A 14,625-nucleotide genomic window follows, 5' to 3' on the forward strand; every position below is an offset into this window, starting at 1 on the left:
TTAGTAATGAGATCTGATTTTGAATATATAGATTCAGTCGGATTCATTCCGTGGGATAAGCTGCGCAATAAGACCATACTTATCACAGGCGGAACAGGACTGATCGGATCAAATCTGATCAAGGCTGTCGTTTTTGTCAGCAAAAAAAGAAACCTCGGCATCAGGATAGCTGCTTTGGTACGCAGTGAAGAAAAAGCAAGAAAGATCTTTGAGGACGAGGCTGACTATGATGGTCTGTCATTCATAAAAGGCGATGTTACCATGCCGATGGATATAAGCGGCGATGTGGATTACATTATCCACGGTGCCAGCGTGACTTCAAGCAGATCTTTTATCGAGCACCCTGTTGAGACTATCAATACTGCCGTTGACGGCACAAGAAATATTCTTGAAATTGCAAGAAAAAAGCAGGTAGAGGGCGTTGTATACCTTTCAAGCATGGAAGTGTACGGCCATCCCGAAAAAGGTCACACTGTTACCGAGGATGAGGCAGCCGGCTTTGACACATCATCTGTAAGGAATTGTTACCCTCTCAGCAAGCAGATATGTGAGTCATTATGCTCCTCTTATGCTGAGGAATACGGCGTCAACGTAATGACCATCAGACTTACCCAGACCTTCGGTCCCGGGGTGGATTATTCCGACGGCAGAGTATTTGCCGAATTCATGCGCTCAGCTATTGAAAAGAGAGATATAGTTCTCAAAACAATGGGCGAAACAGAGAGGTGCTATCTCTATACAGCAGACAGTGTTACCGCTATCCTTGCCGTTCTTCTCAAGGGCGAAAGGAAGGGCTTCTATAATGCAGCCAATCCTGATACCTACTGTTCTATCATGGAAATGGCGAAGCTGGTCGCCGAAAAGGTAGCAAACGGCAGTATAAAGGTATCTGTGGAGCTTGCAGATGTCCGGAAGCAGGGCTATGCCTCTACACTGTACATGATGCTCGATGTTTCAAGACTCAGGAAGTTAGGTTGGGAGCCGGTCACCGATCTTGAGGGAATGTACAGAAATATGCTCGCATCTGTTATTGAAACAGAGAAAGAATAGTGCATTTATTGTTATGAGTAAGATCTGGAATAAAAAAATCAAAATTGCCGCTTTGATAATGTTTACCTTCTTATTCCTTTACTTTCCGCCTTTTATAAGTATAGGTACACATTATTTTCTGGCAGTTTTAGCTTACGGCTATATTGCTTTTAATCTTAACAGCTTCTTTCTTTTCCTGAAGAAAAAGACTGTTTTTTATCCGATCATGCTGATCGTATGTCTGCTGTTATATGTGGCTTTTATTGCCGCATTGAATCATCAGCCGATCAAAGCAGCGGTATATGGTCCGCTGTTCTGGATAGTAGTATATATGCCGATATGCTTCTGCATACTGAACACATTAAAAAAAGAGAAGGCAACTTTTCATGATCTCATAATGGTCCTCGTTGCCTGCTGTAATATACAGGGACTTTTGTCTGTTGTATCCTTTGTCTTTCCGCCCTTCCATACATGGGTGCTCAACCGCTTTATCATGTATGGTTACGATGCGGACAGATATACTTCGTTATCATATTACAGACTTTACGGTCTGGCATTCCATCTGACGAACTATGCACCGCTGGTAGCTGTGGCGATGACTGTGATAATGATAAAGTATGCCTTAAAGGACAAGCGCTATCTGGTGACAACTCCGTTGATGATAATATCAATAGTTCTCAACTCCAGAACCGCACTGGTCCTGCTGCTTCTCGGCAGCGCATTCGTCATTTTCACCCATTTCAAAAAGCTGACCGTCAAGACCCTGCGCCGTCTGACGATCGGAATATGCTCTGCGGTGGTAGTGGTCGCTTTAGGTGCCTTTGCACTGAAGTCTATGCAGAACTCCTCCAATTCATGGTATGCAGGATGGGTGCTGTCAGGCTTTGAGCAGATAGGCGGTCTCTTCAAAGGAGAGAAAAGCGGTTACTTCAACTATGCTTCATCTGATTCTATATGGACCGTTCCGTCGGATATGATGCTGATATTCGGATCGGGCAAGGATGCTGTAGGCATGCATTACGGACTGAAAGGCACCGATGTAGGATATATCAATTACCTCTGGATCGGCGGAATAGTATATCTGCTGGGCATTTTCGGTCTTGCATTCTTACTTATAAAGCCGTTTTACAAGAGCAGGACAAAATGGTTATTCTTTTTCTTCAGCATGGTGTTTGTCATTATTAATGTTAAGGATATTCTGTTTACGCAGAATGAGTTTATGTGTTTCCTTTTCCTTATATCGTACGGAGTCAACTATCTTGGCAGTGAACGCTTGCTAAGCCTGTTGTTTATGAATAACAGAAGAAATATGCTGCCTGTCTGACGCGTACAGGGCGCTGAAAAGCGGATCATTATCTATAAATACAAAAGGAGTAACGATATGATTTCAAGAGATGAAAGTTCGGTAAAGTCAGGCTGGAAAAAGGAATATGGAGATACTCCTGTTGTAAGCATAAGATGTACGGTATACAATCATGCTGATTACGTTGAAAAAACCCTGGACGGCTTTTTGATGCAGATCACCGATTTCCCTTTTGAGATAGTGGTACACGATGACGCATCAACTGACGGTTCGGCTGATATAATCAGGAAATATGTGGAGAAATATCCCTCACTATTCAAGCCTATCCTTCAGACAGAAAACCAGCATTCAAAGGAACGCGGCAAAGTCGGCAGGATAGTAATGCCCTATCTGACAGGCAAGTATATCGCCTTTTGCGAGGGCGATGATTACTGGACAGATGAGCATAAGCTCCAGAAGCAGGTTGACTATATGGAGAGCCACCCCGAATGCGGACTGTGCTCTACTGACTTTGACATTTATCATCAGGATGAAGGCAATACCGAAAAGAGCGTTTTAAAGAACCGCAGTGATAAATACAGGTCTGATTACGACCTTGAAAAATGGATAATCAAGCCCGGATATACGGGTCCGATGACATGGGTGTTCAGAAGAGAAGTATTTGCAAAATGCTTTGAAGAGGCTACGAAGATGAAATCACCGGACGGCACCTTCGTCTGGTTCGCCTATGCCCTTGCTAATTCCAATGTATACTGCTTGAAGGAAGATACGACAGCAGTATACAGGATACTGGCTGAAAGTGCAGCACATACGAATAATATCGAAAAATCATATTCAAGAGTCAAGGCACTTTATAAAACAAGAATTGAGCTTGCGAAAAAATATGGTCTGTCCGAAGACGCTGTAAAGGCTATAAACGATAGTTTTTACAAAAGGGCGTATAAACAGATGGCGATCGTGAATGATAAAGAAGAGCTCGCCAAAGCTAAAGCATACAACAACTCGCTGTCTAAAAAAGTATTTTTCCTGTTGACAAAAATAGGTCCGTGCCGACTGTTCCTCAGAAGGCTGTGGACAAAAAAGAAGAAGCAGTATTGATGACAGATAAAAATAGGGGTGATACTTTAATGCAGTCTAATTCTTCCAAGGTGTTGGCAAATTTCTTCTGGCGTTTTGCGGAACGCTGCGGAGCTCAGGGCGTTACATTCATAGTTTCCATCGTGCTTGCACGACTGCTGGATCCTTCCGTGTACGGTACGGTTGCTCTTGTTACCATATTCACGACTATTTTGCAGGTCTTCGTAGACAGCGGAATGGGAAACGCATTGATACAGAAGAAAGATGCGGACGATCTTGATTTTTCAAGCGTGTTCTACTTCAATATGGTGGTGTGCACGGTCCTGTATCTGCTGATATTCCTGGCAGCTCCGCTGATCGCGTATTTTTATGAAATGCCTGAGCTGACTCCTGTCATACGTGTTCTGAGTCTGATAATACTCATATCGGGAGTCAAGAACGTTCAGCAGGCATATGTTTCAAGGCATATGCTGTTCAAGTGCTTCTTTTTCTCAACTCTGGGAGGTACTATAGGTGCTGCTGTTGTCGGTATCGTCATGGCGTATAACGGCTTCGGAGTCTGGGCATTAGTCGCACAGATGCTTTTCAATGCAGCTGTTGATACAACTATCCTGTGGATAACGGTCAAGTGGCGCCCAAAGAAAATGTTTTCTTTAAGCCGCCTCAAGGGTCTGTTTTCCTATGGCTGGAAGCTGCTGATCTCTGCGCTGATCGATACCATATATACAGACCTGCGTCAGCTCGTAATAGGAAAAATATACTCCAAGGAAGAGCTTGCACATTATAATCAGGGAGATAAGTTCCCGAAGCTTATCGTAACAAATATCAATTCTTCAATTGACAGCGTGCTGTTTCCTACAATGTCAAAGGCACAGGATGATGTTTCTTTAGTCAAGAGCATGACAAGACGCTCTATCAAAACCAGCACATATATAATGATGCCTCTTATGGTAGGTCTTGCGGTGTGTGCCGGACCTATCGTCTCACTGGTGCTGACAGATAAGTGGCTGCCATGCGTGCCCTTCCTGAGGATATTCTGTTTCTCCTATGCTTTTTATCCCATACATACGGCAAATCTGAATGCGATCAAGGCTATGGGACGAAGCGATCTGTTCCTGAAGCTTGAAATAGCCAAGAAGACTGTCGGAATAATCGCGCTGCTTTCAACAATGTGGATCTCTCCGCTGGCAATGGCATACAGTATGCTGGTAACTTCGGTCCTGAATCAGATAATCAATTCACTTCCGAACAGAAAGCTGATGAATTACAGCTATTTCGAACAGCTGAGGGATATGTTACCGCAGATCTGCCTGTCTCTGTTCATGGGAGCTGTGGTTTTCAGCATTCAGTACATCGGTCTGAGTGCAGCTGTTACATTGCTGCTCCAGGTGCCTGTGGGATTCGCTGTGTATATCTTAGGCTCGAAATTATTCCATATTGACAGCTTTGAGTATATCATTTCAACTGTAAAAGGCTTATTCAGAAAACATAAGAAAAAAGAGGTATGATTATGAAGAAATTACTGATTATCGGCGCAAATCCGGAGACCATCAGTCTTATCGAAAAAGCAAAACTGATGGGGATAAAAACATATGTTACTGATTATAACAAGATGACATATGCAAAGAAGTTTGCCGACGTTCCTTGTGATGTCGACGGAATGGACGTTGACGGTCTTGTTGATCTTGTAAAGAGAGAACAGATAGACGGTGTTCTTGTCGGTGTTGCTGAGGCACTCATTCCTTCCTACTGTAAAGTTTGTGAGATACTTGATTATCCCTGCTTTGCATCTATGGAGCAGTTCGATATTATGATATGCAAGGACAACTTCAAGAACACCTGCCGCAAATATGATGTTCCGGTAGTACCTGAGTTTTCTGTGAATGACCTTGATTCGGTTGTATACCCTGTGGTCGTAAAGCCTGTTGACAGCTCAAGCTCAAAGGGCATCTCGATCTGTCAGAACAGACAGGAGCTTGACGTCGCTATCGAAAAAGCTCTCAGCTTTTCGATGCGCAAAAAGCTTCTCATTGAAAAATATATGCCCGGTCTTGAGGTAATAATCTATTACGTGATCCAGGACGGTGAGCCTACGATGGTCGCTATGTGCGACAGATACACAAGCAAGGAGCAGAAGGGTATAACCCAGCTCCCCTCCGCCTATATCTTCCCTTCAAAGCATATGGAGCGCTATAAGGCTGAGGTCGATGAAAAGGTGAAGAATATGCTGCGCGGAATGAACGTTAAAAATGGCGTGCTCTTCCTCCAGTCATTCATAGATAACGGCTCTGTTTACATCTATGAGCCGGGATTCCGCCTCAACGGCGCACAGGAGCACATGATAGTTTCCGAGCTTACGGGCATAGACGCAAAGGAGCTGCTCATCAATTATGCTATTAACGGAAAGATGAGCGATAAGAAGGTAGCTGACAGGGCTGACCCCTACTTCCACGGTATGTGGGCGTGCAAGCTCTCTCCGCTTGTCAAGGAGGGCAGGATAGGTCACATCTCCGGTGTTGAAAAGATAAGAAGATTCAACGGAGTTGTGGGAGTTAACCCAAATTACGAGGACGGCGAGGTAGTTGCCGGGCTTGGCACTCAGCGCCAGATGGCAGCGAACATCTTTATCGTAGCACCTACTCCGGAGCTTCTTAAAGAACGTGTTGACGCAGTTATAGCCGAGTTCGGAGTAACAGACGAAAACGGCGATAATATGCTTTTAAGACCTTTTGATACTGAAATAATCAACCGCGAATATTGATTTAGAGTAGATTGTTCAGGAGGTCTATATTATGAGTCTGGACGCTTTTATTAAAAGGACATTATTCTGGACAGACGACATATTACACGGACGCAAGGTTAGGAAGCATTATATTCAAATCAAAAAATTATGAACGATCATGATTACGGAAAAAAATACAGCGCAAGAACCTTGATGACCTCCTTGATCATGCAACAACGAATTCTGAATTCTATAGATCATACAGAGGAAAGAAGCTATCTGAATATCCTGTTGTAAACAAGTATATTCTCAGTGAAAACTATGATGCGATACCTGTTCTTGCATCAGGAAAGCTAAAAACAGTTATTTGTGAATGGAAGAAGGATTAATGCGTTATGAATAATAAAATTTTAGTCACCCGTTCCTCAATGCCGGACTATGAGGAATACTGCGAAGAGATCAAAGAGCTGTGGGACAGCCATTGGCTCACTAATATGGGAGTCAAGCATCAGAAGTTTCAGGCTGAGCTTGAGACAATGCTTGATGTTCCTCACGTAACACTCTATACAAACGGACATTTGGCACTTGAAAATGTGATTGCAGCAATGAATCTTCCGAGAAACGGAGAGGTCATAACTACTCCGTTCACTTTTGCTTCAACTACACACGCCATAGTGCGCAATGGTCTGATACCTGTATTCTGTGACATCGATCCTGTGGATTTTACAATGGACGCTTCAAAGATCGAGTCGCTTATCACAGATAAGACCTGTGCCATCGTTCCTGTTCATGTTTACGGCAACATCTGTAATGTTGAAGAAATACAGCGTATCGCTGACAAGTATGATCTTAAAGTCATCTATGATGCTGCGCACGCATTCGGAGTAAAGTACAATGGAGTAAGCTCAGCTTGCTTCGGAGATGCTTCGATGTTCAGCTTCCATGCTACAAAGGTCTTCAACACTATCGAAGGCGGAGCTGTATGCTTCAAGGAGGATTCGCTCGTTCAGCTTCTGAATGATATGAAAAACTTCGGAATACACGGTCCCGAATCAGTAGAGTTTGTGGGCGGAAATGCCAAGATGAACGAATTCCAGGCTTCAATGGGACTCTGTAATCTTCGCCATCTGGATGAAGCAATAGCAAGCAGAAAGAATGTAGTTGAAAGATACAGGAGCCATCTGGAAAATGTCGAAGGCATTCAGCTGAGCCCTGTACAGAAAAACGTTGAATCAAATTATGCTTATTTCCCTGTTATCTTTGATGAAAAGAAGTTTGGTTCAAGCAGAAATGAAGTTATGGCGGCACTTGCAGAAAACGGCATAGGTGCCAGAAAGTATTTTTATCCGCTTACGAACACATTTGAGTGTTTCCATGGTCAGTATGACGTTAATCAGACTCCTGTTGCATTACATATCAGCAAAAGAGTTCTCACTCTTCCGCTCTATGAAGAGTTAAGTCTTGAAGATGTGGATAGGATCTGTGAAGTTGTTCTTAAATGCAAAAAGTAAGGAGTGAAAAAATGAAAGGCATAATTCTTGCAGGCGGCTCAGGCACAAGACTGTATCCGCTCACAATGGTAACATCGAAGCAGCTGCTTCCCGTATATGACAAGCCCATGGTTTACTATCCGCTGTCCACTCTCATGCTGGCAGGCATAAAGGAGATACTGATAATCTCAACTCCCACGGATCTGCCCAACTTTGAGAGACTTCTCGGCGACGGCTCACAGTACGGCATTGAGCTCAGCTACAAGGTGCAGCCCAGTCCCGACGGACTTGCTCAGGCATTCATTCTCGGCAGGGAATTCATAGGCGATGACGCCTGCGCAATGGTGCTTGGCGACAATATATTCTACGGCAACGGCTTCGGAAGCATACTCCGCTCTGCAAAGGAAAACGCAGAGAAAAATTCCCGTGCGACAGTATTCGGTTATTACGTTCCCGATCCCGAGCGCTTCGGCGTAGTGGATTTTGACGAGAACGGAAAGGCTCTTTCCATAGAGGAAAAGCCTGCACAGCCTAAGAGCAATTACGCTGTTACGGGACTTTATTTCTATCCCGCAGGCGTAAGCGCAAGAGCAGATCAGGTAAAGCCCTCGGCAAGAGGCGAGCTTGAGATAACTACTCTCAACGAGATGTATCTTCAGGACGGACTTCTTGACGTTCAGCTTCTCGGACGTGGATTTGCATGGCTGGATACAGGAACAATGGACAGTCTTGCAGAGGCTACCAACTTCGTACAGATGGTCCAGAACCGTCAGGGCATTGAGATCTCCGCTCCCGAGGAGATAGCCTATATAAACGGCTGGATAGATAATGATGGACTGATGAAGTCCGCAGAGAAGTATGGAAAATCGCCCTACGGAGCACATCTCAGAAGAGTTGCCGAAGGCAAAATAAAGTATTAAGGAGTTAATGACATGACAATTTTTGTAACCGGAGGAGCCGGATTTATCGGTTCTAATTTCGTATTCCATATGCTCGAGACATATCCCGACTACAGAATAGTATGTCTGGACAAGCTGACCTACGCAGGCAATCTCTCAACACTTGAGCCTGTAATGAAGAACCCCAACTTCCGCTTTGTGAAGATAGACATCTGCGACAGAGAGGCTATCTACAAGCTCTTCGAGGAGGAGAAGCCCGACATCGTTGTAAACTTTGCGGCTGAGTCACACGTTGACCGCTCTATCGAGAACCCCGAGATATTCCTTCAGACCAATATCCTCGGTACACAGGTGCTTATGGACGCTTGCAGAAAGTACGGCATACAGCGCTATCATCAGGTATCCACAGACGAGGTTTACGGCGACCTTCCTCTTGACCGCCCCGACCTCTTCTTCACAGAGGAAACTCCTATCCATACAAGCAGCCCTTACAGCTCATCAAAGGCAGGCGCTGACCTTCTGGTAATGGCTTACCACAGAACCTACGGACTTCCTGTGACAATATCAAGATGCTCAAACAACTACGGTCCCTATCACTTCCCCGAGAAGCTGATACCCCTTATGATCGCAAATGCACTGGCTGACAAGCCTCTCCCCGTATACGGCGAAGGACTGAACGTCCGTGACTGGCTCTATGTTGAGGATCACTGCCGTGCAATCGACCTTATCATCCATAAGGGCAAGGTAGGCGAGGTCTACAACGTAGGCGGTCACAATGAGATGAAGAACATCGACATCGTAAAGCTCATCTGCAAGGAGCTTGGCAAGCCCGAGAGCCTTATCACACACGTTGAGGACAGAAAGGGCCACGATATGCGTTATGCTATCGACCCCACAAAGATCCACAACGAGCTTGGCTGGCTGCCCGAGACAAAGTTCGAGGACGGCATCAAGAAGACCATCAAGTGGTATCTGGAGAACCGCGAGTGGTGGGAGACCATCATCTCAGGCGAATATCAGAACTACTATGAGAAGATGTACGGCAACCGTGCAGAGGTGTGATAAATGAAGGCATTCGTAACAGGTGTAGGCGGACAGCTTGGTCATGACGTAATGGACGAGCTGGCAAAGCGCGGATATGAGGCTACAGGCTCCGATATACTGGAGTCTGTCCCCACAGACTATCCCTACGTTCAGCTTGACATCACAGACGCTGAGGCAGTAGAGAAGGCAATAACCGAGGCTAAGCCCGATGTTGTTGTACACTGTGCCGCATGGACAGCAGTTGACGCTGCCGAGGACGAGGAGAACAAGCCCAAGGTCAAGGCTATCAACGTTGACGGTACGCAGAATATCGCCAATGTGTGCAGGAAGCTTGACTGCAAGATGATATACATTTCCACCGATTACGTTTTCAACGGACAGGGCACAGAGCCTTGGCAGCCCGACTGCAAGGACTATGCTCCCCAGAACGTATACGGACAGTCCAAGCTGGACGGCGAGCTTGCAGTTGCAAATACACTGGATAAGTACTTCATCGTGCGTATCGCATGGGTATTCGGCGTAAACGGCAAGAACTTCATCAAGACAATGATAAACGTGGGCAAGACCCACGATGAGGTAAGGGTAGTTTCCGACCAGATAGGAACTCCCACATACACTCTCGACCTTGCAAGACTTCTTGTTGACATGGCTGAGACAGAGAAGTACGGCTATTACCACGCCACAAACGAGGGCGGCTATATCTCATGGTACGACTTCACAGTGGAGATATACCGTCAGGCAGGAATGTCCACAAAGGTAACTCCCGTTACCACAGCAGAATACGGACTTTCCAAGGCGGCAAGGCCCTTCAACAGCAGGCTTGACAAGTCTAAGCTTGCCGAGAACGGCTTCAAGCCCCTTCCCACATGGCAGGATGCACTTTCGAGGTACATAAAGGAGATTTTATAATGGGACAGATAACAGTTGAGAAAAACGTCGGAGGAATTGAGGGACTCTGCGTTATAACTCCCGCAGTTCACGGCGATGCCCGCGGCTATTTCATGGAGACCTATTCTCAGCGTGATATGGAGGAAGCAGGCATAGACATCACCTTCGTTCAGGATAATCAGTCATGTTCTTCAAAGGGAGTTCTACGCGGACTTCACTTTCAGAAGCAGTTTCCCCAGACCAAGCTGGTAAGAGCTATCAGAGGCAGCGTTTTTGACGTTGCAGTTGACCTGAGAAGCGGAAGCGCAACATATGGAAAGTGGTACGGCGTTCTCCTTACAGAGGAGAACAAGAAGCAGTTCCTGATTCCCAAGGGCTTTGCCCACGGCTTCCTGGTTCTGAGCGATATTGCGGAATTCTGCTATAAGTGCGATGATTTCTGGCATCCCAACGATGAGGGCGGACTTGCCTGGAACGATCCCTCTATCGGTATCGTCTGGCCAGATGTTATCGGCGAGTATAAGGGCTCTGCCGACAGTGAGGGCTATACCCTCAGTGACGGAACTCCGCTTAATCTTTCCGATAAGGACAAAAAGTGGGATACACTTGAAAATACGTTCAGCTTTTAAATGCGTATAAATAAGCTCTCCGAAGCAGCTAAACGGCTTCGGGGAGCTTTTTTTACGGCTCATGTCTTCTTATCACCATGAAAGCTCACATGATCGTTCCGGCTGTGAAAGCCTTGAAATGGTGCGAGGCTTCGTGATATAATATAATAAAGTACAAACGGGAGGAGTGACACCGTGAAAAAGATGCTTATTTTTTGCTTGTCTGCACTGATATGCTGCACAGGTGCAGTTCCGCTGTCATCGTATTCAGCGGAGACCAGTCCGCGGATAAGCTCATCGTTCATACAGAACTGGTACTGCCGCGACTGGAGCCCGGAGCGCTGGGAGCAGGAATTCACCGCCGCAAGGGAAGCGGGCTTTGAGTCCCTGATACTTCAGTCTTCATATGATATAGTCCGCGGAGAGTGCAGGGGAGAGAAGCACGATCCTGAGTCCTATCCCTCGGCAGAAAGCTTCTGTATGTTTCCGTCAGCAGTTAAGGCGGACTATCATTCCTCACAGAACGGAGGTGACGCTCTGGAGCTGGCATTGAGAGCTGCTAAGGCAGCGGATATGAAGCTCTGGATAGGCACTGTCAGTGACGATATGTGGTGGAATTACGGCTGGGGGCAGCCCGACAGCTATTTCGTGGACTGGTGCGGGGACAACGCTAAGCTGTCCGCCAGTCTCATCACCGAGATATGGCAGCGCTACGGCGATGAATACGGTGAGCAGATAGCAGGCTGGTACTACACCAACGAGGTCTGGAACATTGACGCCGCCTGCGACGGCTCTGACGGAGGGCGCTATGCAGAGATCATCGGCGGCAATATCAGGGAGTGCCTTGAGTCGGTGAAGCAAAGCTGTCCCGAAAAGCCTGTGATGATAAGTCCCTTTTACAATAAGGAGCTGTCCTCTCCGCAGCAGTTCGGCGACTTCATGACTGACCTGATCTATCGCAGCGGCTTCCGCTTTGATGATATATATGCTCCTCAGGACGGAGGGGGAAGAGACTATCCTCCCGAGGTCATAAGACAATGGGCAGTGGAGCAGAAAAGCGCTGTGGACGGGCGTGTGCGCTTTCTGATAAACCATGAATGCTTCGGCTCTGAGCTGAAAGCCATGCCCGTTGAAAGCTTCGTGAAAAACTACTCTGCCACAGCTGATCTGGGGGAAGGACACATCATCTTCTCCTGGAACCATTACTACGCCGCAGACAGCGTACTGAACAGGCAGTTCACGGAGTTCAACACAGGAGCGGTCAGCGGCGATGTCAACGGTGACGGCAGCTTCAATGTGGCAGATCTGGTGCTGTTTCAGCGCCGCCTCCTTGCAGTCTCCGGCGCAGAGCTTGCTGACAGCGGAGCTGCGGATATGTGCAGGGACGGGATCCTCGACGTATTTGACCTCTGTGCCATGCGCAGAGCACTGATAAAAAAATAAATTTCGATAAATAATTGACAAAGTAGGCGATGTATGCTAAAATAAAAGAGTATATAATAACACAATTTTAATTAGCTTTGTTTTTGCCGTTTTCGGCGTTTATCCCCCCCATCACACTTCATGCATTATCTCAGCACTATACCCTTCAGGATAAGTCACGGCTCCGTGCAGCTGCACAGGGCGGTCTTGTCAGTCACAGTAATTTTTTTCGGATGATCCCGCATATTCTCATCACAGACGGATAAATCAAAACATTAGCTGACGAGCGTATCCGCATCTTTAGCACTGTTCGCGGCTGCGTTCATTTATCATACGTCTTTGGGAAAATAAGAAAAAGAAATTCTGAGGGGCAAGAAAAATTATGCTGAGAATTGAAGACTACTACACTGACGCACCGTCGGCGGGCATTATAACTATGCTCGAAAAGCCTGAGATAGTAAACAGGCTTCTGAACACCCTTATTTGTAACTTCAGAGGATTTAACTTTATGAAGCTGAAGCTGAATGTCCACCCGGTCAGAGAGGAGCTTGAGGAGTATAAAAACCTCAATCAGGCATTCCTCGATCAGATATTCAAGCTCCATGCCTACTATGACGGACACCAGCTGGCACTCAAGCGCATACTCAGAGACATAAACTATGACACTCACCTCAACACAAAGGTCTTTTCGCCCGTTGTGGGCTGTCCCGTGGGCTGTCCCTACTGCTTTACCAAGAAAGTGGTGGAGCACTTTGAAATAACCGAGGATTTCGGGAGACAGGTATTCCGCGGTCCCTACAAGATAACCAAGGACGAGGAGGGCTATGACGTTCCCGAGCTGTTCAACATCGAGAACGATGACCCCATCGACTGGTTCCTGAACTATATGTCAGATTACGGCTGCTGGAGACCCGAATGGCAGGAAAATCTCCTTCAGCAGATCATTGCGGCAAACGCTCTCAAGCGCAGGAAGGGCAAGTATCTTGATACTTTCCAGCTCATCACCAAGCGCCCGAAGGGTATAAGACTTGAGACAGTGCCCAATGGCACCGACCTCAGGAATGTTATCATGTCCTGTACTGTTGACCGTAATCAGTATACCGACCGTATCACCGAGCTTATCAGAAATGCGGGCAATCATCGTATCACAGGCTGTGTCATATATCAGCCCGTTCTTGAGCACATCGAGCCCGCTCACCTTGAGGAGTTCGCAGAGACCTTCGGACTTGAGAACTCATGGGTCATCATCGGAGGAGAGGTAGGCAAAAATGCTACTCCGCTCAGGTTTGAGTGGATCAAGGATATTGTTGACAAGTGTATCGAGCTGGGCATACCTGTTAAAATGGAGCCGGATATAAGAGCTCTGGTAAAGGCGAACGGCTATGATTTCATGGAGCAGTCTCCTGAGCCTGTCCGTGTTTCAAAGGAAATACGCAAAAGAAATCTTGAAGCGAAGAATAAGGGATTCTCAGAGTACTATGAGCAGAAGGTCGCTGAACTGAAAAAACGTCTGGCGGACTGCACTGGCGATGACAGGTATGACATCGCGGCACTGACTATGTTCAGCGATGTTGAGCTTACCATTGAGAGCGCAAGACGTCTGCTGGCAGGTGCTCCTGAGTTTGATATGATACTGACCGCCGAGACCAAGGGTATCCCTCTGGCCTACGAAATGGCGCGTCAGAGCGGAAAGAGCTATCTTGTGGTATGTCAGTCAGCAAGGGTATATATGGCTGATACCATAGAGGTTACGGTCTGTCCCGACGGAGAGGAGCAGAAGCTCTATCTTGAGAAAGAGGACTACCTGGCGATGAAGGGGAGAAAAGTCCTTATTGCAGGCGATGTTATCAGCAGCGGCAAGTCACTGAACTTGCTGGCGGCTCTTGTAGAGCAGGCTGGCGGAACACCTGTCTCAAAGGTTGCAGTCCTCGCGGACGAGGAAGCTTCAAGACGCAAGGATATCATCTTCCTTGAGAGCATACCTGCGCTTTCTTCATGAGAAATTATATTATACATATACGATCATTATACATTAAAGGCAGCTTTAGGGCTGCCTTTTTTATTTTTTTCAGAGCGGCGCAAATGCCTGTATCATGCCGATTTACGAAGGTCCCCTGACTCGTGAACGAAGTCGGGGAAATTT

General features: G+C 46.5%; 12 protein-coding genes. All 12 read left to right on the plus strand.

What is annotated here, in order from left to right:
• Positions 1-6: 6 nt before the first annotated feature.
• The 12 genes from T488_RS0111580 (at position 7) to T488_RS19345 (ending at position 14,481) form a co-directional block, all read left to right on the plus strand.
• The gene (locus T488_RS0111580) at positions 7-1,050 is read left to right on the plus strand and encodes an NAD-dependent epimerase/dehydratase family protein (RefSeq protein WP_082320512.1); all 1,044 of its coding nucleotides are present in this window, start codon (positions 7-9) and stop codon (positions 1,048-1,050) included.
• A gap of 205 nt (positions 1,051-1,255) precedes the next feature.
• Positions 1,256-2,353: a hypothetical protein gene (locus T488_RS0111585; RefSeq protein WP_196243317.1), complete on the plus strand. Its 1,098-nt coding sequence runs from the start codon at positions 1,256-1,258 to the stop codon at positions 2,351-2,353.
• A gap of 57 nt (positions 2,354-2,410) precedes the next feature.
• Positions 2,411-3,430: a glycosyltransferase gene (locus T488_RS17800; protein WP_051536439.1), complete on the plus strand. Its 1,020-nt coding sequence runs from the start codon at positions 2,411-2,413 to the stop codon at positions 3,428-3,430.
• Positions 3,430-4,917 (plus strand): lipopolysaccharide biosynthesis protein, encoded by a 1,488-nt coding sequence (locus tag T488_RS0111595; RefSeq protein WP_242838338.1) that lies wholly within the window; start codon positions 3,430-3,432, stop codon positions 4,915-4,917. The genes T488_RS17800 and T488_RS0111595 overlap by 1 nt, the downstream gene beginning before the upstream one ends.
• Before the next feature lie 2 nt (positions 4,918-4,919).
• Positions 4,920-6,170: an ATP-grasp domain-containing protein gene (locus tag T488_RS0111600; protein WP_028520943.1), complete on the plus strand. Its 1,251-nt coding sequence runs from the start codon at positions 4,920-4,922 to the stop codon at positions 6,168-6,170.
• A 356-nt stretch (positions 6,171-6,526) separates the two neighbouring features.
• A complete protein-coding gene (locus T488_RS0111610; protein ID WP_028520944.1) occupies positions 6,527-7,642 on the plus strand; it encodes a DegT/DnrJ/EryC1/StrS family aminotransferase in 1,116 nt (371 codons plus the stop codon).
• An 11-nt stretch (positions 7,643-7,653) separates the two neighbouring features.
• Positions 7,654-8,541 (plus strand): glucose-1-phosphate thymidylyltransferase RfbA, encoded by an 888-nt coding sequence (gene rfbA / locus T488_RS0111615; protein ID WP_028520945.1) that lies wholly within the window; start codon positions 7,654-7,656, stop codon positions 8,539-8,541.
• 12 nt (positions 8,542-8,553) lie between these two features.
• A complete protein-coding gene (gene rfbB / locus T488_RS0111620) occupies positions 8,554-9,582 on the plus strand; it encodes a dTDP-glucose 4,6-dehydratase (RefSeq protein WP_028520946.1) in 1,029 nt (342 codons plus the stop codon).
• Between the two features lie 3 nt (positions 9,583-9,585).
• Positions 9,586-10,473 (plus strand): dTDP-4-dehydrorhamnose reductase, encoded by an 888-nt coding sequence (gene rfbD, locus T488_RS0111625; protein WP_028520947.1) that lies wholly within the window; start codon positions 9,586-9,588, stop codon positions 10,471-10,473.
• Complete coding sequence (gene rfbC / locus T488_RS0111630; protein WP_028520948.1) at positions 10,473-11,081, plus strand: dTDP-4-dehydrorhamnose 3,5-epimerase; 609 nt, start codon at positions 10,473-10,475, stop codon at positions 11,079-11,081. The genes rfbD and rfbC overlap by 1 nt, the downstream gene beginning before the upstream one ends.
• A 183-nt stretch (positions 11,082-11,264) precedes the next feature.
• On the plus strand, positions 11,265-12,503 hold the full coding sequence (locus tag T488_RS0111635; protein ID WP_242838347.1) for a DUF4434 domain-containing protein: 1,239 nt from the start codon (positions 11,265-11,267) through the stop codon (positions 12,501-12,503).
• A 361-nt stretch (positions 12,504-12,864) separates the two neighbouring features.
• Positions 12,865-14,481 (plus strand): DUF5131 family protein, encoded by a 1,617-nt coding sequence (locus tag T488_RS19345; protein WP_082320514.1) that lies wholly within the window; start codon positions 12,865-12,867, stop codon positions 14,479-14,481.
• Positions 14,482-14,625 lie beyond the last annotated feature (144 nt).

This window comes from Ruminococcus flavefaciens ND2009, assembly GCF_000621785.1.
GTDB lineage: Bacteria > Bacillota > Clostridia > Oscillospirales > Ruminococcaceae > Ruminococcus > Ruminococcus flavefaciens_C.

What these genes read in the sequence shown, in the direction of transcription:
- T488_RS0111580 (WP_082320512.1), top strand. Translation starts at nt 7, where the DNA reads ATGAGATCTGATTTTGAATATATAGATTCAGTCGGATTCATTCCGTGG.
- T488_RS0111585 (WP_196243317.1), top strand. Translation starts at nt 1,256, where the DNA reads ATGCTGATCGTATGTCTGCTGTTATATGTGGCTTTTATTGCCGCATTG.
- T488_RS17800 (WP_051536439.1), top strand. Translation starts at nt 2,411, where the DNA reads ATGATTTCAAGAGATGAAAGTTCGGTAAAGTCAGGCTGGAAAAAGGAA.
- T488_RS0111595 (WP_242838338.1), top strand. Translation starts at nt 3,430, where the DNA reads ATGACAGATAAAAATAGGGGTGATACTTTAATGCAGTCTAATTCTTCC.
- T488_RS0111600 (WP_028520943.1), top strand. Translation starts at nt 4,920, where the DNA reads ATGAAGAAATTACTGATTATCGGCGCAAATCCGGAGACCATCAGTCTT.
- T488_RS0111610 (WP_028520944.1), top strand. Translation starts at nt 6,527, where the DNA reads ATGAATAATAAAATTTTAGTCACCCGTTCCTCAATGCCGGACTATGAG.
- rfbA (WP_028520945.1), top strand. Translation starts at nt 7,654, where the DNA reads ATGAAAGGCATAATTCTTGCAGGCGGCTCAGGCACAAGACTGTATCCG.
- rfbB (WP_028520946.1), top strand. Translation starts at nt 8,554, where the DNA reads ATGACAATTTTTGTAACCGGAGGAGCCGGATTTATCGGTTCTAATTTC.
- rfbD (WP_028520947.1), top strand. Translation starts at nt 9,586, where the DNA reads ATGAAGGCATTCGTAACAGGTGTAGGCGGACAGCTTGGTCATGACGTA.
- rfbC (WP_028520948.1), top strand. Translation starts at nt 10,473, where the DNA reads ATGGGACAGATAACAGTTGAGAAAAACGTCGGAGGAATTGAGGGACTC.
- T488_RS0111635 (WP_242838347.1), top strand. Translation starts at nt 11,265, where the DNA reads ATGCTTATTTTTTGCTTGTCTGCACTGATATGCTGCACAGGTGCAGTT.
- T488_RS19345 (WP_082320514.1), top strand. Translation starts at nt 12,865, where the DNA reads ATGCTGAGAATTGAAGACTACTACACTGACGCACCGTCGGCGGGCATT.